The following is a 20,908-nucleotide window of genomic DNA, read 5'->3' on the forward strand; positions in this document are numbered from 1 at the left end:
GACGGCGGCGGAGCCCGCATGGGCCACCGCCGCCGCAATCCATCGCGGGCATCAGATGCCGTTTGCTACCGGCACAAGGCGCCCATCTTACTGCAAACCGCGCAACACGCCGCGCATCGATACCCGCGGCATCGACCGCAACGCGAGGCGCGAATCAACGACGCTGCTTCTTCGCCGGACCTCCCGGACGCTTCGCGGGCGCGTTGCCGCCCCCCGCGCGTTTGATCGGCGGCGCTGCGCCGCGCTCGGCACGCGCGTCTTTCACTTTCGCCGATTTCGGCTTCGCCGGACGCTTGCCTGCCGGCGGCGCCAGTTGTACGCCGTTGAGCAGCGCACCGCCCTTGGGCAACTGCCGGATGGTCGGGCCGGCACTCGCCGAACCGGCCAAGCCGGGCGTACCGGCGGCGGGTGCCGGCACCGGGGCGCCACCGCGTTCGACACGGCCTGACGTCTTGGCGAGCGTGCGGGCGTTCGGCTCGCGCACTAGGCGGAAGTCGATCTTGCGCGCGTCCAGATCCACGCGGCTCACTTGCACGCGAACGCGGTCGGTGAGGCGGTAGCGGATACCGGTCCGCTCGCCGCGCAGTTCGTGCCGGACTTCGTCGAACTGGAAGTAATCGCTGCCCAGTTCCGTGACGTGCACGAGGCCTTCGATAAACAGATCGTCGAGTTGCACGAAGATGCCGAACGACGTCACGGCGCTGACCGTGCCACCGTACTCTTCACCCAGCTTGTCACGCATGAAGTAGCACTTGAGCCAGGCTTCGACATCGCGCGAGGCTTCGTCGGCACGGCGCTCGTTCGCAGAGCAATGCAGGCCGAGTTCGTCCCAGATCGCGTCGCGCTTCTTCGCGCTGGCGGGCTTCTTGGCCTTGGCCGCGTCGTCGTCCTTCTGCAACTTGCGCGCGTGCGGTGACAGACCGGTCGTCAGCTCGACACCGCCAGGGATCTCCGGCTCGTACTTCTTACCCACCAGGATTGCCTTGATGGCGCGGTGCGTGAGCAGGTCCGGGTAGCGGCGAATCGGGCTGGTGAAGTGCGTGTAGGCCGGATAGGCGAGACCGAAGTGACCAATGTTGTCCGGGCTGTAGACCGCCTGCTGCATCGAGCGCAGAAGCATGGTCTGAAGCATGGGCGCATCGGGACGGGATTCGATCTGCGTCATCAGTTCCGCATAATCGGACGTCGCGGGCTCGTCGCCGCCGCCGAGCGAGAGCCCGAGGGTTTTGAGGAACGTGCGCAGCACTTGAAGCCGCTCGCCGGAGGGGCCCGCGTGAATACGGTACAGACCCGCCTGTTTGTGACGCTTGAGGAAATCGGCAGCGCACACGTTGGCCGTGAGCATGCACTCCTCGATGAGACGGTGGGCGTCGTTGCGTGTGCGGGGCAGGATCTGTTCGATCTTGCCTTGCGCGTTACAGACGATGTAGGTCTCGGTCGAGTCGAACTCGATAGCGCCGCGCGACTTGCGGGCTTTGGCCAGCACCTTGTACAGGTCGTACAGGTTTTGCAGGTGCGGCAGCAGTGCGGCTCGGCGTTGGGCCTCGGCACCCTTGGTGTTGCCGAGAACGGCAGCGACTTCCGTGTAGGTCAGGCGCGCGGCCGAGTGAATGACGGCCTGATAGAACTGATACGCCTTCACTTCCCCGTTAAGGGCGACGAGGGCGTCGCACACGAGGACACAGCGATCCACTTCGGGGTTGAGCGAGCACAGGCCGTTCGAGAGCTTTTCCGGGAGCATCGGGATGACGCGTCGCGGGAAGTAGACCGAGGTGCTCCGTGTGAGGGCGTCGGCGTCGAGCGGGCCACCGGGGGTGACGTAGTGCGAGACGTCGGCAATCGCAACGATCAGACGGAAGCCGTTAGCGCGGCCGATTTTGGCGGGTTCGCAGTAGACGGCATCGTCGAAGTCGCGGGCGTCCTCGCCGTCGATGGTGACGAGGGGGACATCGCGCAGATCGATGCGGTGGCGCAAATCGGGGGCGCGAACGTCGTCGGGCAGAGCGCCGGCGGCCGCGAGTGCTTCGGCAGAAAACTGGTGGGGAACGCCGTATTTACGTACGGCGATCTCGATTTCCATGCCGGGGTCGTCGATATCGCCGAGAACTTCCGAGACACGGCCGATGGGCTGGCTGTAGCGGCTGGGGTAATCGGTGAGTTCGACGGAGACGACCTGCCCGACCTTGGCTTTGCCTTGGGCGCGGGGCGGGATGAGGATGTCGTGGCCGATGCGTTTGTCTTCGGGGGCGACAACCATCACGCCGTTCTCGTTAAGGAGGCGGCCGATGACGTGGGTGTTGGCACGGCTGACCACTTCGACGATGTGACCTTCCGGGCGGCCGCGGCGATCGTAGCCGGCGATGCGCAGGAGGACGCGATCGTTATGCATGACCTTCTTCATCTCCTCGTTGGGGAGGAAGAGGTCATCGCCGTCATCGTCGCGCACGGCAAAGCCATAGCCGTCGCGGTGGCCGATGACACGACCGGCGATGAAGTTCGAAGGGTGAGTCAGTTGATAATAGCCGCGGCGATCGAGGCGAATCTGGTCATCGCGTTCCATCGCGGCGAGGCGCTTGAAGAAGCCCTCGCGTTCCTGCTTTTTGATGGCCAGGGCTTCGGCGATATCGTTGGCAGACAGCGCGGAGTCGGCGGTGCGCAGGACACCGAGGATTTCTTCGCGGCTCGGGATCGGATAGGGATATTTGCTCAAAGGTCGGTAGCGTTACTGTGCCGGTTGAGTCCGGCCGAGTGGCGCACCATGCGCCCGACGGTCCGTGGTGGTTGTGCGTAGCGCGGATAGCGGCGTCGCACGGTCAGAGACAATCATACGGCAAACCTCGCGAAAACTTCTACCTGTGCGGAATTTGAGCGTGAGGCTGAGAGCGCACGAGGGAAATGAAAATTTTCCCGCCAGAAGTGTTGACACCGCCGCACACTGTACGCATAATCTCATTTCTTCGCAGCGAGCGGGTAGTAAGCGAGCTGACGGGGCCCAGATGGCGGAATTGGTAGACGCACTAGTTTCAGGTACTAGCGGGTAACACCGTGGAGGTTCGAGTCCTCTTCTGGGCACCAAAAAATTTCAAAAAAGCCGACGATCGAAAGATCGTCGGCTTTTTTCATATCTGCCCAGAAAGCAATGTGCCTGCGCACATTGCGTGGGGACTCGAAAGGCATCGCTTGCAAGCGATGCCGGGGTCGCGGAACGTGACCGAGTCCTCTCGGTGCCGCAGGCGCCGTACGGGGGCTGGCACCACCACCGATCCGGGCCTTATCGAAGGTTCGGTGTTGAAGAGGCGCCCCCCACACATTCCCTGACCAGATCCCGAAGCCACTGCCCTAGCGCGCTTCCTGACGTACGCCGGTGCCATGCGACGACGACGGAAAAGGAGTCGGGTTTCACCTCGAATTCAATGCGTTTGAATTGACAGGCGGAGGCGACGGCGGAGGGAACGAAGGCGACGACATCGTTGTGTTCGAGGAATGGCCGCAGCGACGTGTAGCAGGCGAGCGTGGCGACGGGCGTACGCAGGGGCACATCATTCGCGGCCAGAAACCTCTCGACAGCGTTCCCCGAATAGCTGGCACTATCTGCGAAATCGACATAAGCGAACCCTGCCAAATCCACCGGACTCCGAACTGCCCGTGCAATCTCGGACCTCTCGCCTGCGACGCAGCAATAGTGCTCATCGATCAGCGAGATGCGCGGGAGCGAATCGTCGACAAACGTTGAAAATCCGATCGCCAACTCAACATCGCCGTCGGCAAGTCTTTTCGCGTGCGAGCGCCGGTCAAAATCCACAATCCGCACTTTCAAATCCGGCGCGAGTTGCCGAATTTTCGCGAGAAGCTTCGGGACAATCGACAGTTGAGCATATTCATTGGCGATAACGGTAACCCAGCGATTCAGAGAACGTGGATCAAACACCTCCGCCTGAAAAACATCATCCACATCCGCCACGATCTGCTCGAACTTCCGCGCGATACCGAGTGCAAACTCCGTCGGCTCGAGCCCACTGCTATGCCGCAGAAAGATCTCGCGAGGAAAGGCATCGCGAAGCCGCCTCAAATACCCGCTGACGGCTTGTTGCGAAATCCCGGCATCGTGCGCCACCCTCGATGCACTTTTCTCGCGCACCAATTGCAGAAAGATGCGCATGTGTTTTAAATCGATTTTATCCACAACAAATCCTTGTAACGCATACAACCGGCAGATGATTTACACCGCACCGCCTGATTTCTAAGATGGCCTCTCTTATTCATGAACAGAGGTAAGCGCAATGAAAACCATCATCGTCATCGGCGCCAGCGGCAACATTGGCAAAGCAGCCATAAAGGGCCTTGGCAAGCACAAAGTGATCACAGCCAGCCGTTCCGGCAACGGATGCGACTATCAAGTCGACATCACCGATAAGGCATCGATCGCGGCACTGTACAAAGCCGCGGGCAAATTCGACGCCGTCATCAGCGCTGCGGGCCATTGCGAATACGCCCCGTTCGAATCCATGACCGACGATCAGTGGCAAGCCACGATCCAGAGCAAGCTGGTTGGTCAGATGAACGTGGTGAAAGTGGGTCTCGATTACATCGAGAGCGGCGGTTCTTTCACGCTGATCTCCGGCATTCTCAACATCAAACCCATGCCGCTGGCCATTGCCGATGCCACCACCAGCGGTGCGATCGACACGTTCGTGAAATGCGTTGCATTTGAATTGCCGCGCGGTATTCGGATCAACGCGGTCAATCCGACGGTGATCGAGGAAGCGTGGGGAATGTATGGCGAGATGATGCCGGGCTATCAGCCGGTGCCGGGTGCGTTGGTTGGCAAGGCATTCGAGCGATCGGTCGACAGCTTCATTACTGGACAGGTGATTTTCGTGGACGCCTGATTGGCCGTCCATTGAACGACAAAAAGATGGGGCGGTTCCCACGGAATCGCCCCAATCAGTCACCCATAGGATGTTGCAAAAGTTGTTCACGCCGATTTCACGGATCCGACCAGTCTCGCGCAGCCCTTCCAGCGCCCCCCCCTCTTCCGAGCGCCCCGCCCAATACACAAGCGCGGTATCAATCAGGTTGATGCTGCGATCGATGGCGCGATGAATCGTGGCAATCTATTCGGCATCGTCCGAGCCCTCCCGCATCGGCCGGCCAATGGCCCAGGTACCAAGCACGATACGGCTCACCGGTTTACCGATACTGAGAATGTGTAGCGTTTCCGTCACGCCGCCCGTGGCGTCGCTACAGAATCAAAAGGAAGTCGGTAAAATTTACCTCACAAAAAAATGAATAATGCTCAACGTATGCTTAATACGTTGGGCTTGTCGGGTGTTTCTGGATTTTGTTGCTTGATACTTGTTGGGAATTTCATGCCTGCCTTCACTCGCGGCGAGCTTGCCGATTTGAATGTTTTTGTCACGATCTGCCGCCGGCAGAGCTTCCGGGAGGCCGCCACCGAGTTGGGCGTGACGACCTCGGCCCTGAGTCACGCGATGCGCAATCTGGAAGCGCGCCTGGGCGTGAAATTGCTGAATCGCACGAGCCGGTCAGTGTCGCCGACGGCGGCGGGCGCGGCTTTGGCGAAGGAATTGGAACAGGGCCTTGAGCAGATTGCATCGGCGATTGGCGCGCTGGATCGTTATCGCGCATCACCTGCCGGACGATTGCGCCTGAACGTACCGCGCGATGCGGCGCGCTTGCTGCTCGACCCGATCCTCCCCCGATTCGTGGCGTCGTATCCGGACATTGAACTCGATGTCACGGTGGATGACCGGATGCTGGATATTGTGGCGGAGGGTTTTGACGCGGGGATGCGTTATGGCGACACGGTGCCGGGCGACATGATTGCGACGCCGTTGACGCCCGCGCTGAAGTGGATCGTGGTGGGGGCGCCGGCCTACTTTGCGCGGCATGGACGACCGAAAGTGCCACAGGATTTGATGTCGCACAATTGCATCCGGATGCGATTAGGCGACAACACGTTGTACAAATGGGAATTGGGCAATGGGTCAACGGCGTTGGAATTGGATGTGCCGGGTGCGCTGAGCATTAACGAGAGCGATGGCGTGATCGCTGCGGCGGTGGGTGGCTTGGGGTTGGGCTATGTGTTGGAGCGCAACGTGTCGGCGGAATTGTCCGATGGCACGTTGGAGGCGGTACTGATGGATTGGGCGGTGGATGGGCCGCCGTTGTCGATGTATTACCCGAGCCGGCGTCAGACGTTACCGGGATTGCGTCACTTGATCGATATGATTCGGTTGGAGCATATGGGGCGAGCGGCGTAGCGAGTTGAGGGGCTGTGGGGGTTGTGCGGGCGCAAGAAAGATTTTTGAAATTCCGGCGCAAACCTGTTGACAGCCCACTTCCCTCTCGGCATAATCTTGTTTCTTCGCAGCGAGCAAGCAGTTAGCAAGCTGACGGGGCCCAGATGGCGGAATTGGTAGACGCACTAGTTTCAGGTACTAGCGGGTAACACCGTGGAGGTTCGAGTCCTCTTCTGGGCACCAAAAAATTCCAAAAAAGCCGACGATCGAAAGATCGTCGGCTTTTTTCATATCTGCCCAGAAAGCAATGTGCCTGCGCACATTGCGTGGGGACTCGAAAGGCATCGCTTGCAAGCGATGCCGGGGTCGCGGAACGTGACCGAGTCCTCTCGGTGCCGCAGGCGCCGTATGGGGGCTGGCACCACCACCGATCCGGGCCTTATCGAAGGTTCGGTTTCCATCCCCCGTCACCACCCCACCCTCGTAATAAGCATCCAACGAAAAAATAGTTGCCCAACGTTATGTGCATGGGGAGGATGGTCGTTTTGCTGAGGGATTGGCATATACGGGTGGGTAGCGATGCGGGACGAGACGCAGGACGCGAGAAAGCGGCGAGAGAGCCAACAGGGCTTTTCCGAAGAGAACTCAGGACATCCGGATCGGGTTGCCGATTGGTTGTTGGCTGGGCTTGAGTTGAAGAGCACGCTCTTTCACGTGGGCGAGTATTGCGGCGTTTATCAGGCGTCGACGGCGGGTCATCAACGGGCGAGTTTCCATGTGCTATTGGAAGGCGGATGCTATTTGCACATAGGTGCCGAGGGTGGGCAGATGGCACGTACGATCCTGCTCGGCGCGGGCGACGCTGTCTTCCTGCTATCCGACGTGCCGCACTGCCTGTCGCCGGATGCGGCACCTCCTGCGGACCTGTCGGCACGCGCCGGCGAGATGACACCGCTGCCAACACAACCACGCCCTCACGCAACCGCCCCGTCGTCCGTCTCTCTGGCCTGCGGCTTTTTCGAATTCCGTACCGACCTCGACGCGTTGGTACTGGGCATGTTGCCGAACCCGATCGTGGCGCGTCGCGCTAACGGGCGTATCGAGGGGATGACGCAGATCTTCTCGCTGATTCAGGCGGAGGCGCGCCGCCCCGGCGAGACGCCATCACCGCTGCTGGCGCGCCTGACCGACCTCCTCTTTTACTACGCATTACGTGAAGCCGTGCATGCCGAAGACGTTGCTCCGGGCATGTGGCGTTTGATGCGACGCGACGCCTTCGGGCGCTTGGCTGCGGCGATCATCGAGTCGCCGGGCGAGCGGTGGACGACGGATGCGATGGCCGAGTTCGTCCACATGTCGCGGGCGCGCTTTTGCAAGCAGTTCGCCGAGATTGGCGGCCAACCGCCGGCACAATTCGTCACGCTGGTTCGAATGAAGACCGCAGCAGCATTGCTTCGCGAGGGCGTCTCGTTGCCCGAAGCTGCGGAACACGTCGGCTACCAATCGGAATCGGCCTTCGCACAGGCCTTCAAACGGGTAACGGGAATCCAGCCGGGCGCATGGCGACGTCAGGCCACCCGCAGTGCCGCGCCAGACGCCGCCCCGACACACTCGGCCCTCATGCCTGCCGCTCCCCACGCGCTGCACTGACCCGCGAGCCGGCCTCGTCTGCCGATGCCATGCCGCACGCTTGCGGCAGCGGCACGGCGTGCATTGAGACATCTCCGAGGCACGCCGAGACAAATCCGCAGAATTTCCAGACACGCGCGCATTGAGCATTCGGCCGCGCCTGCGCACAATGTAGGCTCGACTGTAAGGAGCCCGATATGAGCCGACTGCCATTGCATACCCTTGAGACCGCCCCGGAGGCGAGCCGTCCGTTTCTGGAAAAATCGCTAGCGGCAAACGGATTCCTGCCGAATCTGGTGGCGTCGCTCGCCAACGCCCCGACGGCGCTCGAAACGTACCTGAGCGTGGGTGCAATCAACGGCCGCGCCAGCCTGACGCTCGCCGAGCGTGAAGTCGTGCAGATCACGGCAGCCGGCATTCATGGCTGCGGCTTCTGCGTCGCAGGCCACACTGCCGTTGCGCTGAAGAAGGCGCAATTGCCCGAGGCCCTCGTCAATGACATTCGCGACCAAAACAGACTGTCTGACGCCAAGCTCGACGCCGTGGCCGTATTCACGCGCGCCGTGATTGCGACGCGTGGCGCCGTGTCGGACGCGGAATTCGCCGATTTCAAGTCGGCCGGCTTCGACGACGCCGCAGCGCTCGAGGTAGTGCTCGGCGTGTCATTGGCTACACTATGCAACTTCGCGAACAATCTTTCGCAAAACGAATTGAATCCGCAACTGGCGGCATACCGCTGGGAGCCCAAGGAACAAGCCGCATGAGCACACACGCCAGCCTGCGCGGACTTGCCGCAAGCGCCCCCGCGCTCGCGGCCTGGCTCGACACCCACGCCGAAACGCTCGACACGGATGCCACGCTCTGCGGCGACGTCTTACCGCAACTGGCCACGGCCGGCCTGCTGCGCATTGGCGTGCCGGCCGAGCTGGGTGGGGCTGGCGGCACGATTGGCGACGCGATCGACAGTGTCGCCGATGTTGCGCAACACTCCTTTGCGGCAGCCTTCGTCCTGTGGGGACAACGCACGTTCATCGAATATCTGTTGCAAAGCCCGAATCAGGGGCTGCGCGAGCGTCTCCTGCCTGCCCTGCTTTCAGGCGAACTCGCAGGCGCGACGGGATTATCGAACGCCATGAAATTCCTTTCCGCCATCGAACCACTGCAGATCCGCGCGACGCAAGCGCCGGGCGAGCATGGCGCGATCGGCAAAACGGCGTGGCACGTGACCGGCGCGCTGCCGTGGATCACCAACCTGCGCAAGCAGGGGTTCGTCGCCGCAGCGGCAGCGGATCACGAAGCAGGTGGCCCGCCATCGATCTTCGCCATCGCGCACGATGCGCCGGGTGTCACACGCAGCGACGATCTGGATTTGATCGGCTTGCGCGGCACCAATACGGCGGCGTTGCGAATGACAGACACACTGCTCACCGACGACGAACGCATCACCGACAACGCGCCGGCGTGGCTCGTGCGTGTGCGCCCGGCATTCCTCGGGCTGCAATGTGGCATGTCGCTGGGCCTCGCACGGCGAAGTCTCGCGGGCACCAACGACGCTGGGCCGAGCGCCCGTGCCGCCGTAGCCGATGAGGTCACCGCGCTGTCAGAGCAACTTGATACACTCAAGGCTCGCCTGAAGGCGGGGGTCGCACAAGGCGAGTTCGTCGAAACACCCGCGCGTCTGTTCGAACTGCGCATTGCCCTCGCGGACGTCGTCCATGGCGCTGCTACGCTGGAAGTCCAAACGGGAGGCGGACACGGGTATCTGCGCGGCTTGTCGGGCGTGGCACGACGTCAGCGCGAGGCCGCCTTTGTTCCCATCGTCACACCGAGCCTCGTGCAACTGAAGAACCAGCTCGCGGCACAACGCGCGCAACAACTCAAGACCGGAACGGCTTCATGACCCAACCTACGGCGACGCAACGCGCGCATACCGACACGTTCATCGCCACCGCGCGCGAGGATGACTCGCGCGCGCCGTCCTTTCTGACGCTGCGCAGCATCGGTCTGTCATACGGCAACCGGGCAATCCTGCGAGGCGTCGACCTGTCTGTCGCCCCCGGCGAACTCGTTTCCGTCCTCGGGCCCAGCGGCTCCGGCAAATCGACACTGCTGCGCATTGCCGCAGGCCTTCTCCCCCCGAGTGACGGTACGGTCGAGGTGGATGGCTCGCCGCTGTCCGGCCCTCGGCCAGACATTGCGCTGGCGTTTCAAGACCCATGCCTGCTGCCCTGGCTGTCCGTTGAACGCAACGTTGCCTTCGGGCTGACCTTCGCGCGACAGCCGGTACTCTCGCGCGAAACGCGACGTGCGCGAATCGATGCTGCGCTGGCCGAAGTGGGACTTTCACATGCCCATCAACTGCATCCCCGCCAGCTCTCCGGCGGCATGGCGCAGCGCGTCGCACTTGCCCGTTGTCTCGCACGTCAACCTCGCGCGCTGCTGCTCGATGAGCCGTTCGGCGCGCTCGACGAAGTGACACGCGCCGACATGCAGCGCCTGCTTGTCACCGTCGTTCGGGACACTGGCGCCGCTACCGTCCTCGTGACACACGATATCGACGAAGCGTTGCTCGTCTCCGATCGCATCGTGCTGCTCGGCAATCAGGGCCGCACGCTGGCGCAATGGCGAGTGGACCTGCCATCGCCGCGTGAAGCGCAAGTGCAAGCGTTGGGCACATTGCGCATCGAAATACTGCAAGCGTTGCAACATGCGATGTCCCGCGATGCGACGACGCATAAAACACAATAGACCACACCGTCCTACCTACGGGGATTCCCAGACCATGTGCCAAATTTCCCGCCGTGAATGGCTCAAACTCGCTTCGATGATGACCGTGGCCGGTGCCGCACCGCTGCTGGCTTCAGCCGCCGCACGCGCCGCCGCCGAACCGGACGCGCCGTTGCGCATCGGCTATCTGCCGATTACCGACGCCACGCCACTACTGGTCGCTCACAACAACGGCTATTTCGAGCAGGCTGGCATCAAGGCGGAAAAGCCAACACTGCTGCGCAGTTGGGCCCAGTTGATCGAAGCCTTCCTCTCGGGACAGGTCAACGTCGTTCACCTGCTCTCCCCGATGACGGTGTGGGCCCGGTACGGCAGTCAGGCCCAAGCCAAGGTGGTGGCATGGAATCACGTCAACGGCAGCGCGATCACCGTGACGAACGACATTAACAAGTTCAGCGACCTTGGCGGCAAGACAGTGGCCGTGCCGTTCTGGTATTCCATTCACAATGTCGTGCTGCAAGGCTTGCTCGCCGCCAACGGCCTCACGCCCGTCCTCAAGAAGTCTGGTGCGCCTGCGGCCAACGAGGTCAACCTGATCGTCATGGCGCCGTCGGACATGCCGCCGGCACTCGCCGCCAAGCAGATCGCCGGCTACATCGTGGCCGAACCGTTCAACGCGGCAGCCGAAAACCTGAAGGTCGGCAAGGTGCTTCGCTTTACCGGCGATGTGTGGAAGAACCATGCGTGCTGCGTGGTGACGATGCACGAGCGCGATCTGACGTCGCGCCCGGAATGGTCACAGAAGGTCGTCGATGCCATCGTCAAGGCGCAGGCATGGACGCGGGCGCATCCGGAAGACGCGGCGCGTTTGCTATCGAAGGAAGGCGAAAATCGCTATACCCCGCATCCGTTCCAGGTCTTGCAGCGCGTGCTGGCGCCGGCCGCGTCGGAGCAGGGCCGCTACATCGCCGACAAGGCGATCGTTCACGCCGATTGGCACGAGAAGCGTATCGACTTCCAGCCGTACCCGTATCCGAGCTATACCGAAGCACTCGTGCGTCATATGCAGAAGACGCAGGTCGAAGGCAATGCGCAATTCCTCGCGAAGCTCGATCCGGCATTTGTTGCGCGCGATCTCGTCGACGACCGGTTCGTCAAGAAGAGCATCGCGGCGGTGGGCGGCATGAAGGCGTTCGGTCTGCCGGATGGTTTCACGCGTCAGGAGGTGATCGTTGTCTGATCTCGCGTCCGCTCGTGCCGCCGAGAACGCGAACACGGCGAACTCAGCAACCCGCGACTTGCCGACGAGTGAATCGATCGGACGTTTCGGTCGGCAAACATGGCTCGGCCTGGCGGGACTGGCCGGCATCGTTGTGATCTGGTGGCTCGGGATCGCGGCCTTCACCACGCCCGGCTCGCTCGCCGCACAGTTCTCGCCCGCGGCAGCCCTGAGCGCCCTGCCCGACCTGATCCGCGACGAACAATTGGGTCTGCATATGTTGTCCAGCCTTCGACGTATCGGCGTCGGGCTGGCATGGGCCGTCGTCCTTGGCGTTCCGCTGGGCTTTCTGATCGGACGCATTCGCTGGCTGGATAAAGCGCTCACGCCTTCGCTGCAGTTCCTGCGGATGGTCTCGCCACTGTCATGGATGCCGATTGCCGTCATGTCGCTAGGCGTCGGCGACCCGGCGGTGTACTTCCTGCTCGCGTTCGCGGCGCTGTGGCCACTGGTCATGAGCACGGCCGCGGGGGTGACCCATATCGATCGCCGTTGGGTGCAACTGGGCGAGAGCCTTGCCGCAACACGGTGGGAAATGCTCTGGCATGTCTACGTTCCCGGCATCGCCGCCCACGTGCTCACCGGCGTGCGGCTGGCGATCGGCATTCTCTGGATCGTGCTGGTACCGGCAGAAATGCTGGGGGTCAACGCAGGACTGGGCTACCTGATCCTCGACACGCGCGATCGCCTTGCGTACTCGGAACTGACGGCCGTCATTCTCGTGATCGGCGTCCTTGGTTTCCTGCTCGACTGGGCCGCGCGCTTCATCTACCGCCGTTTCAGCGGCGCCACGCAGGACGAGTAAGCGACAAACACGCCCATGCGCATGAGCGTCAGGCGTCGAGGCTATGGCACATGAGTCCAGGCCGCTACAATAGCGGCCTGAATTCACATGGCCTGACGGAGAACGCATCATCGAGTTAGATCGCCTACTGCAATCGCAGGGCTTCGGCAGTCGCAAAATGTGCCGCAAGCTCATCCAAACCGGTGCTTTCGCCATCGACGGCGTGGTGCACGACAATCCGCGCGAAACGGTAGACCCGCTGGGCCTGCAGTTCACGCTTGACGGCGAACCGTGGGAATACCGCGAACACGTCTACGTGCTGCTCAATAAGCCCGAGGGCTTTGAGTGCTCCACCAGTCCGACGCATCACGAAGGCGTGCATTCGCTGCTGCCCCTGCCGCTGGCGGTGCGTGGTGTGCAGCCGGCCGGCCGGCTCGATCAGGATACGACCGGCATGCTATTGCTCTCCGACGACGGGCCGTTCCTGCATGCCATGATGTCGCCGCGCCGCCACGTACCCAAACGCTACGTGGCGACCACCAAGCATCCGGTCACCGAGGAGATGTTGCAGGCGTTGCGCGAGGGCGTTTTGCTGCGCGACGAAACCGAAAGGCTCGCCGCGACCGACGTCATGAGTCCCTCGTCGCACGAGATCGCCCTGACGATCACGCAAGGCAAATACCACCAGGTCAAACGGATGGTCGCAGCGGCAGGCAATCGGGTGGAGGGGCTGGTCAGAATCGCCATCGGCGGCCTGCCGATGGGCAATCTCGCGCTGGGCGAATGGCGCTATTTGTCGCCGGAAGAGCTTCTGTCGCTGCCGTACGAAGCACCGGCTTCAGGCAAATGAGCGCCGCGCACCGAGCGCGCTCGATGCAACGCCTCAGTTCTGCCGACCTTCGAGCAGGAATTGGGCCCCCTTATCCTGACCAAGCGTCTTGACCAGATACGGCAGGGTCGCCTTGAGGGTGTCCTGCAACATGTACGGCGGGTTCACGATGAACATGCCGCTGCCGTGCAACCCCATGCCACCCGGCACCGGACTGCAAACGGTCAGCGCGGCATGCACCCAATTCTTGATCGGTCGTCCGTCGATCGTGAGACGCTTCATGCGCTCCGGCAATTGCGACGCCTCACGGCGCTGCACCAGCGGATACCACACGGCATACATTCCCGTCGGGAAACGATCGAGACCTTCCTGCACAGTCTGCGTCGTGCGCGTGTAATCGCGCTTGTCTTCATACGATGGGTCGATCAACGTGAACGCCCGGCGCGGCGCCGGCGGCAAAATCGTCTTGAGGCCCGCAAAACCGTCGGCACCAAAAATCATCGTGCGACGCGCCACAGCCCGGCCCTGCGCTTCGAAATTCTCACGCAACACCTCCTGCTCGGTCGGGTGCGCCTCGAACAAACGCAACCGGTCGCGGTCGCCCAGCAATTGCAGCGCAAAGTATGGCGAGCCGGGGTAATAGCGCAGTTTGCCGTCCGGATTGAATTCGCGCACGAGCGCGACGTAGTCCGCGAGAGGCGGCGGCAGGTCGTCGCGCGTCCAGAGGCGGCCGATGCCGGTCTCGAACTCGCCCGTCTTGTCGGCCCACTTGCCGTCGAGCGCGTAGCCGCCTGCGCCCGCATGCGTGTCGATGTACCAGAACGCCGTGTCTTTCTGGCGCATGTAATCGATGCATTCAACGGCGATGAAGTGTTTCAGCACGTCGGCATGGTTGCCGGCGTGAAAGGCGTGGCGGTAGCTGAACATTAGGCAGATCCTGATTCGTCAGGCGCGATTGTAGCCGACGACGCCCCCGCACGGCGTTTCCGGCCCTGCGCGACACCGCTCTTACCGCCCGGTAACGCATGTGCCTTCACCGCCTTGTGACGCGGACACGCCACGAGATGATCGTTCACCATCCCCGCTGCCTGCATGAACGAATAGCAGATGGTCGATCCCACAAAGGTGAATCCGGCCTTCTTCAGCGCCTTGCTCATTGCGTCGGAGACGGCCGTGGTTGCCGGCACCTCGCTAAGCGCCGCCCAGCGGTTCTGCAACGGCTCACCGCCAACGAACTGCCACACGAATTCGCTGAAGCGCGTACCCGCCGCTTCCATCGCCAAAAAGGCGCGGGCACCCTTGATGACACCATTGATCTTGAGACGGTTGCGCACGATACCGGCGTCCGCCATCAATCGCGCCTCGTCCTCCGGGCCATATGCCGCGATGCGCGCCGGATCGAAGTCGTCGAACGCCTTGCGGTAGGTATCGCGCTTCTTGAGAATCGTGGACCAGGACAATCCGGCCTGCGCCCCCTCGAGCATCAGCAACTCGAACAACGCGCGCGAATCTCGCAGCGGCACCCCCCATTCCTCGTCGTGATACCGGCGATACTGGTCGAAGCCTTCGCTCCACGGACAGCGTTCCATTTGCCCCTCAATAGTTGTGCCTGCGCGCAAGTGCCGCAGACCAAATTCAGACGAATGGAGCAAGTGTGCCAGCATTTGCCGGCGGAGCGAATCGGCAATGCCGTGCTGGACGCAATTTTGCGTCGTGCGGCAATGCCGATGCAGAATTTTCCGGGGGAAACGCGGAATTTGTCCCGGCGGGCCGCCGCCCTCAGACGAGCGACCCGCCGGGCCCGGACGCGTGGCGGCAATCGCCCGCGTCGCCCTTACGGCTGACGTCGAACCGCGTCAGAGCATCAACTGCCCGCCGTTGACCTCGATGATCTGCCCGGTCACATAACTCGCCAACGTCTCCGATGCGAGATACAGAAATGCGCCGGAGCACTCGTCCGGATCGCCGAGGCGTCCCATCGGAATGCTCTGACGGAAAGCCTCGATCTGCGCCTCGGTGCTGAATTGCTCGTGGAACGGCGTCATGATGACACCCGGCGACACGGCGTTCACACGAATGCGATCCGGCATCAGTTCCTTCGCCATACCGCGCGTGAGCGTGCTCACGAACCCCTTGGCCGCCGCATAGATCAGGGCCCCCGGACCGCCACCGTGACGCGCGGCAATGGACGTCACGTTGACGATCGCACCACCGCCCTGCTTGCGCATCGCGGGCACGACAGCACGAGAGAATGCGACGACCGAGCGCGCGTTGACGTTGAGCACATCTTCGAAGTAGGCATCGGAGACTTCGGTGAAGGGCGTGCGTTTGACAAGGCTGCCAGCGTTATTGATGAGCACGTCGATGCGCCCGAAACCATCGAGCACATGCGCCACCGCAGCATCGATAGCGCCGGTATCCGCCACATCGGCGGCGACCGTCATCGCTTTCACGCCGTATGCCCGTACCGCCTCGGCCACCGCTTCCGCCTTGTCCGCAGAGCGGTTGTAGTGCACAGCCACGTTTGCGCCCTGCGCGGCGAAGGCCTTGGCCGCCGCCGCGCCGATACCGGTGCTCGCGCCGGTAATCAGAACGAATTTACCTCTCAGGTCTTGCATGATGGATCGCTCCCAATGCTGTCGATGACGAATGTGATGTATATGACTGACATGACGGCGGCCAACGCCGCCCGACACTCGTCACCGTACAGGATGGATGTGAAGAAAATCTGGCACGCACTCAATCGAGCCAGCGCGTGTCGTAGGCGTGGACTTCCTGTGTTTGCTCGCCCAGACCATCGACGCCTAAACGCATCACGTCTCCCGGCTTGAGGAACACCGGCGGCTTCTGACCCAGGCCCACGCCCGGGGGCGTGCCGGTCGTCACCAGATCGCCCGGCTTCAGGGTGGTGAACTGGCTCAGGTAGTGCACGAGATACGCCACGCTGAAGATCATCGTCGACGTGTTCCCCGTCTGACGGCGCACGCCGTTCACGTCGAGCCACAGCCCGAGTTGCTGCGGATCGCGGATCTCATCGGTCGTCACGAGCCACGGGCCAACCGGTCCGAACGTATCGAAGCCCTTGCCCTTGTCCCACGTGCCACCTCGCTCGATCTGGTACTCGCGCTCGGACACATCGTTCACAATGCAATAACCGGCCACGTAATCAAGCGCCCGTTCAAGCGGCACATAGCGTGCCGTGGTGCCGATGACGAAACCCAGCTCGACCTCCCAGTCGCCTTTCACGGAATTCCTGGGCAATACCACGGGATCGTTCGGTCCGTTCAGACAGTTCTCCCACTTGGTGAAGAGCACCGGCTCGGTCGGCACGGCCAGCCCCGCCTCGGCCGCGTGATCGCTATAGTTCAGGCCGACGGCCAGAAACTTGCCCAGCCCCGAGAACGGCACACCCAGACGTCCCGGCGAGGCCACCACCGGCAACGACCTCACATCGAGCGCGCGCAACGCTGCCAGCCCCTGCGGACTCAGCGTCTCCGGCGTAATGTCGGCGAGCACGTTGGAGAGGTCACGCACTTGGCCGTCTGCATCGAGCAAGCCCGGCTTTTCCCGGCCCTTCGGGCCAAAACGCAGCAGTTTCAAAGCAATTCTCCTTGCGAAATCAGTTGGACCAGCCACCGTCTATCAGATGGATGGCGCCGGTGGTAAAGGCGGATTCGTCCGAACCCAGATAGATGGCCAGCGCCGCAATCTCTCCCGGCGAGCCGACGCGCCCCATCGGCTGACGCGCCACGAACTGCTCGCGCACTGCCGCGAGGCTCGTGCCCGCCGCATCGGCTTGCGTTGCGATGCGCTGGCGCAGCGATGGCGATTCCACCGTGCCGGGACAGATGGCATTGCAGCGAATGCCACGCGCCACGAAGTCGGCCGCAATCGACTTCGTCAACCCGATCACAGCGGCCTTGCTCGTGCCGTAGACGCAGCGATTGGCCACGCCCTTCACGCTCGACGCCGCCGACGACATGTTGATGATCGCCCCACCCCTTGCGGCCAGCATGGCGGGCAGGAAGGCGCGCGTCGTCCGGTACATGCTCTTGACGTTCAGATCGAACGAGAAGTCCCACGCCGCTTCGTCGCATTCCAGAATCGAGCCGTAATGCACGAATCCCGCGCAGTTGAACAGCACGTCGATCGCACCAAGTTCCTGGGCAAGTGCCGTGACCGCAGCACCATCGGTCACGTCGAGCGGACGCCGCAGCAGATGGGGATGATCGTCGAGTTGCGCGAGCGTCTCGGCGTTCAGATCGGTTGCAATCACACGTGCGCCTTCGCGCAAGTAGGCTTCGACGCTTGCGCGGCCGATGCCCTGTGCCGCGGCGGTAATGACGGCGGTCTTACCCGCCAGCCGGCCTGTCATGGGTGCCTCCTCGTGGGCCTGTGGATTCGGTTCGAATAGGTTTGGAATAGGGGTGGGTACGTTGACGGTCGTTGGGCAGATCAGACGTCGGCAGTCCCTTCTGCCGCCTTTGTCAGGCTGCCCGACGCCGCATAAGCGTCGCGCACGCGGCAAAGATGGCGCCGCATCGCTTGCGACGCTTGCTCGGGGTCGCGAGCCTCCAAGGCGTCGAGAATATGGCGATGGTCCTGAAGACTGCGCGCCAGCACCCCCTCGACTTGCGACGTTACGCGGCGGCTCTTCTTGCCCAGCACATAGAGGCTGTTCGAGATGCTTTGCAGGAACGGGTTCTCGCAGGCGTCGACGATCGTCTCGTGAAATGCCATATCCGCCGCCGAGAACGTTTCCGGATTGCCCAGGAGCGCCTGTTCGTCGTCGACGAGCGCGTGCAGCCGTGCGATCTCTGTATCGCCGATATGCATGGCGGCAAGCGCCGCGACACCCGGCTCGATAACCAGCCGCGCATCGAATAGCGCTTCGAGCGTGCCCGCATTGAGTTCGATGACCATCTCGAGCGGCTCGAGCAATTCACGCATCTCGAGCGATCCGACGAACGTCCCCTCTCCTTGCCGGATACGCAGCAAGCCAAGCAACGCGAGCCCCCGAATCGCTTCGCGTACCGCCGGCCGACCGACACCCAGCATGCTCGCGAGATCGCGCTCGGGCGGAAGCTGCTGACCGGGCTTGAGCAGCCCGCTGCGAATCATCGTGAGCAGACGCTGCGCAACTTGCTCAGAGACGGAAACCTGCACGATGGGGTCGAAGGACATGGCGTCGGCGATAAAGGCGAACGGCAACAGCAAACAACGCCATTCAGTGGTAAGACCAATGAACGAAACATTACGCCTGACGTCCATCGTGTGTCAACGTGAGTGCGGCGTCTTCCGAATTCCTTATTCGTCCTATGGAATTTCCCGACGTCCTCCGGCTCGGCGTCAGAAGCGTCATCCCGGAAGATCGTTTGTCCATGCGCCTCTCGCGCAGACCTGTGTGCCCCGTCCGGCGAGCTGGCGATGCCACGCCTTTCTGTTGTCGGTGTGTCACTTTTCTGCGACCATGAGTCGCCGCCCCAACATTCTCACCGGGGCAACGTTCCCGCCGTTGCTTGACCAGCCGTACCTCAAGCCGCATCCGTTCCCCGAATTCTGGAGTCTCCGACGATGTCCTCCTCAAAGACCGCCAAGCTGGTCCATTGGACCATGTACATGCCAATCCTGGCCCTCGTTGCACTCGGCGTCGCCGGGTTCCTGCCTTATGGTGCATCGCTTGCGCTATGCGGCGTCGCACTGGCCGGCGCCGTGTTCTCTGCCGTTCATCACGCCGAAACCGTCGCCCACAGGGTCGGCGAGCCGTTCGGCACACTCGTGCTCGCGGTCGCGGTGACCATCATCGAAGTGGCGCTGATCGTCTCGGTGATGCTCTCGGGTGGCCCCGACAAAGCGGGACTGGCGCGCGACACAGTGTTCGCAGCCATCATGATCGTGTCGACGGGGATCGTGGGACTGTGCCTGCTTTTCGGCGGCGTGCGTCACCACACACAGGGCTTTCATGTCGAAGGCGCGAGTGCGGCGCTCGCGGTGCTGTGCGCCTTGTCGGTGCTCACGCTGGTTCTGCCGAACTACACCAGTTCGGTGCTGGGCCCAGGGCTCACAGCGCCGCAACTGGCCTTCGAAGGCATGATTTCGCTCGTGCTGTACATAGTGTTCGTGTTCGTGCAGACGGTGAGCCATCGCGACTACTTCCTCGCGAAAGCGCCGGGCGAAGAGATTCACGTGCCGCCGCCGTCGCGTCGCACGGCCATTCTGAGTCTGGGGCTGCTGGTGGTGGCGCTGCTGGCCGTCGTGGGCCTCGCGAAAAAGCTCTCGCCCGCCGTGGAAAATGCCGTGGCGGTGGCCGGCGCGCCGAAGGCGGTCGTCGGTATCGTGATTGCAGCGCTGGTCTTGTTGCCGGAAGGCCTGGCGGCCCTGCGCGCCGCGCGTGCGAACAAACTTCAGACGAGTCTGAATCTCGCTCTCGGCTCGGCACTGGCGAGTATCGGACTGACCATCCCGACCGTAGCGGCTGTCTCGTTGCTGCTCGACCAGCCTATCGAACTCGGTCTGGCACCGAAAGATATGGTGTTGCTCGCCGTCACGCTGCTCGTCGGCGTAATCACGCTCGGCACCGGACGCACAACCGTGCTGCAAGGGGCCGTTCACCTGGTGCTGTTCGCCACCTTCCTATTCCTGGCGATAGTGCCCTGATTTGCGGACCGCCCCGCCCCGTCGGGCGAGGTGGCTCCCTGATGACCCGTCAATAGCCCGGCTGACGCAGCGGGCTGAGCGCGGCGGTGTCAGCCGCGCGCCAGTGTCCGCTCAGGACTGGCCGGCGTCCTGCTTCTTCGTCTCGCTCGGGGTTGTGCTGGCCGTGTCGGCAGCGTCCGTCTTGTCCGACGGGACACCGAGCAATGCCCCCAACAGCTTGCTGCCGGCCGCATTGCGTTTGCCTTGCGCACCGACCTGCTTGCCGCCTTGCGGGCCACGACGCACACCGGCGTCGATCTTCAGGCCCTTGCGTTTCTGAATTTCAAATTTTGTCTGGGTCATGATGCTGTCCGTTGTGGGCTGCCCGCCAGGCATCAGGCAGGCTGAATCAAATTCGGGGGTTCCGGAGAGTCAGAGGTCGATACCGAGGCTGCCATCGGCGGCCAGCGCCTTTGCCAGCGCGTGAGCGGCTTCGAGCGCATCGCCAGCCCATCGGTAGCCGTCAGGCGTGGTGTGGGTGAGCGGCGGGTCCAGCGTTTCGATGACATCATCTACATCGCGCCAGCCGGTGAAATGCACCACCCCGTGGAACTGCCCGTCCGGCGCGGGCGACGTCTCCGCCCAATAGTAGAAGTCCTCCGCCAGCAGGCAGCCCTCGAAACCCATATCGATCCTGTCGATCCGGTGAAAAGGCGGCATCGTAGCACGCCGCACGACGAGCGGCATACCCGCGCAAGGCA

The 20,908-nt window shown here is 62.6% G+C and carries 20 protein-coding genes and 2 tRNA genes; 12 read left to right on the forward strand and 10 right to left on the reverse strand.

The genetic code is table 11. The features are described 5' to 3' along the window. Nucleotides 1–154: 154 nt before the first annotated feature. A complete protein-coding gene (gene rnr / locus C266_RS00800; protein WP_010804634.1) occupies nt 155–2,710 on the reverse strand; it encodes a ribonuclease R in 2,556 nt (851 codons plus the stop codon). Nucleotides 2,711–2,990: 280 nt separating this feature from the next. On the opposite strand from rnr, the gene C266_RS00805 reads away from it, so the two are divergent. Then, nucleotides 2,991–3,075: transfer RNA gene (locus C266_RS00805), tRNA-Leu, on the forward strand. Nucleotides 3,076–3,271: 196 nt separating this feature from the next. Here C266_RS00805 and C266_RS00810 read toward each other — a convergent pair. Next, nucleotides 3,272–4,183 (reverse strand): LysR family transcriptional regulator, encoded by a 912-nt coding sequence (locus C266_RS00810; protein ID WP_144265661.1) that lies wholly within the window; start codon nt 4,181–4,183, stop codon nt 3,272–3,274. Between the two features lie 97 nt (nt 4,184–4,280). On the opposite strand from C266_RS00810, the gene C266_RS00815 reads away from it, so the two are divergent. The 10 genes from C266_RS00815 to C266_RS00860 all read left to right on the forward strand — a co-directional run bounded on the left by C266_RS00815 (nt 4,281) and on the right by C266_RS00860 (nt 13,532). Further along, the gene (locus C266_RS00815) at nt 4,281–4,889 is read left to right on the forward strand and encodes a short chain dehydrogenase (protein ID WP_010804632.1); all 609 of its coding nucleotides are present in this window, start codon (nt 4,281–4,283) and stop codon (nt 4,887–4,889) included. Nucleotides 4,890–5,369: 480 nt separating this feature from the next. Beyond that, nucleotides 5,370–6,284 carry a LysR family transcriptional regulator gene (locus C266_RS00820; protein ID WP_010804631.1) on the forward strand — a complete coding sequence of 305 codons (915 nt, stop codon included), beginning with the start codon at nt 5,370–5,372 and terminating at the stop codon, nt 6,282–6,284. A 137-nt stretch (nt 6,285–6,421) separates the two neighbouring features. Further along, a tRNA-Leu gene (locus C266_RS00825) sits at nt 6,422–6,506 on the forward strand. A 435-nt stretch (nt 6,507–6,941) separates the two neighbouring features. After that, entirely contained in the window at nt 6,942–7,913 is a 972-nt protein-coding gene (locus tag C266_RS00830) for an AraC family transcriptional regulator (protein WP_371257014.1), read from the forward strand. A gap of 176 nt (nt 7,914–8,089) precedes the next feature. Then, nucleotides 8,090–8,656, forward strand: a complete 567-nt coding sequence (locus tag C266_RS00835; protein WP_010804629.1) for a carboxymuconolactone decarboxylase family protein — start codon at nt 8,090–8,092, stop codon at nt 8,654–8,656. Further along, nucleotides 8,653–9,792: an acyl-CoA dehydrogenase family protein gene (locus tag C266_RS00840; RefSeq protein WP_010804628.1), complete on the forward strand. Its 1,140-nt coding sequence runs from the start codon at nt 8,653–8,655 to the stop codon at nt 9,790–9,792. The genes C266_RS00835 and C266_RS00840 overlap by 4 nt, the downstream gene beginning before the upstream one ends. Further along, complete coding sequence (locus C266_RS00845; protein WP_010804627.1) at nt 9,789–10,640, forward strand: ABC transporter ATP-binding protein; 852 nt, start codon at nt 9,789–9,791, stop codon at nt 10,638–10,640. The genes C266_RS00840 and C266_RS00845 overlap by 4 nt, the downstream gene beginning before the upstream one ends. Nucleotides 10,641–10,674: 34 nt before the next feature. After that, nucleotides 10,675–11,859 carry an ABC transporter substrate-binding protein gene (locus tag C266_RS00850; protein WP_010804626.1) on the forward strand — a complete coding sequence of 395 codons (1,185 nt, stop codon included), beginning with the start codon at nt 10,675–10,677 and terminating at the stop codon, nt 11,857–11,859. Next, nucleotides 11,852–12,703 (forward strand): ABC transporter permease, encoded by an 852-nt coding sequence (locus C266_RS00855; protein ID WP_010804625.1) that lies wholly within the window; start codon nt 11,852–11,854, stop codon nt 12,701–12,703. Before C266_RS00850 ends, C266_RS00855 begins: the two co-directional genes overlap by 8 nt. A 109-nt stretch (nt 12,704–12,812) precedes the next feature. Beyond that, complete coding sequence (locus C266_RS00860; RefSeq protein ID WP_036660888.1) at nt 12,813–13,532, forward strand: pseudouridine synthase; 720 nt, start codon at nt 12,813–12,815, stop codon at nt 13,530–13,532. A 33-nt stretch (nt 13,533–13,565) separates the two neighbouring features. Here the strand turns inward: C266_RS00860 and C266_RS00865 are convergent, their stop codons facing one another. The 6 genes from C266_RS00865 to C266_RS00890 all read right to left on the reverse strand — a co-directional run bounded on the left by C266_RS00865 (nt 13,566) and on the right by C266_RS00890 (nt 18,695). Continuing rightward, the gene (locus C266_RS00865) at nt 13,566–14,438 is read right to left on the reverse strand and encodes a 23S rRNA (adenine(2030)-N(6))-methyltransferase RlmJ (RefSeq protein ID WP_010804623.1); all 873 of its coding nucleotides are present in this window, start codon (nt 14,436–14,438) and stop codon (nt 13,566–13,568) included. Next, nucleotides 14,438–15,100, reverse strand: a complete 663-nt coding sequence (locus tag C266_RS00870; RefSeq protein ID WP_010804622.1) for a DNA-3-methyladenine glycosylase I — start codon at nt 15,098–15,100, stop codon at nt 14,438–14,440. Before C266_RS00870 ends, C266_RS00865 begins: the two co-directional genes overlap by 1 nt. A 267-nt stretch (nt 15,101–15,367) precedes the next feature. After that, nucleotides 15,368–16,129 carry an SDR family NAD(P)-dependent oxidoreductase gene (locus C266_RS00875; RefSeq protein ID WP_010804621.1) on the reverse strand — a complete coding sequence of 254 codons (762 nt, stop codon included), beginning with the start codon at nt 16,127–16,129 and terminating at the stop codon, nt 15,368–15,370. 121 nt (nt 16,130–16,250) lie between these two features. Further along, complete coding sequence (locus C266_RS00880) at nt 16,251–17,111, reverse strand: fumarylacetoacetate hydrolase family protein (RefSeq protein ID WP_010804620.1); 861 nt, start codon at nt 17,109–17,111, stop codon at nt 16,251–16,253. Between the two features lie 19 nt (nt 17,112–17,130). Beyond that, nucleotides 17,131–17,886, reverse strand: coding sequence for an SDR family oxidoreductase (locus C266_RS00885; protein ID WP_010804619.1), 756 nt, complete (start codon nt 17,884–17,886; stop codon nt 17,131–17,133). Between the two features lie 80 nt (nt 17,887–17,966). Beyond that, on the reverse strand, nt 17,967–18,695 hold the full coding sequence (locus tag C266_RS00890) for a FadR/GntR family transcriptional regulator (protein ID WP_051126100.1): 729 nt from the start codon (nt 18,693–18,695) through the stop codon (nt 17,967–17,969). Between the two features lie 390 nt (nt 18,696–19,085). Here C266_RS00890 and C266_RS00895 point away from each other — a divergent pair, with 390 nt between their 5' ends. Then, a complete protein-coding gene (locus C266_RS00895; RefSeq protein ID WP_010804617.1) occupies nt 19,086–20,168 on the forward strand; it encodes a calcium:proton antiporter in 1,083 nt (360 codons plus the stop codon). A 111-nt stretch (nt 20,169–20,279) separates the two neighbouring features. Here C266_RS00895 and C266_RS00900 read toward each other — a convergent pair whose 3' ends face one another. Next, nucleotides 20,280–20,510 carry a hypothetical protein gene (locus C266_RS00900; protein WP_010804616.1) on the reverse strand — a complete coding sequence of 77 codons (231 nt, stop codon included), beginning with the start codon at nt 20,508–20,510 and terminating at the stop codon, nt 20,280–20,282. Between the two features lie 69 nt (nt 20,511–20,579). Then, nucleotides 20,580–20,894 carry a hypothetical protein gene (locus tag C266_RS00905; RefSeq protein WP_036660893.1) on the reverse strand — a complete coding sequence of 105 codons (315 nt, stop codon included), beginning with the start codon at nt 20,892–20,894 and terminating at the stop codon, nt 20,580–20,582. Nucleotides 20,895–20,908: the final 14 nt, after the last annotated feature.

Source organism: Pandoraea sp. SD6-2 (assembly GCF_000389825.1).
Classification (GTDB): Bacteria; Pseudomonadota; Gammaproteobacteria; order Burkholderiales; family Burkholderiaceae; genus Pandoraea; species Pandoraea communis.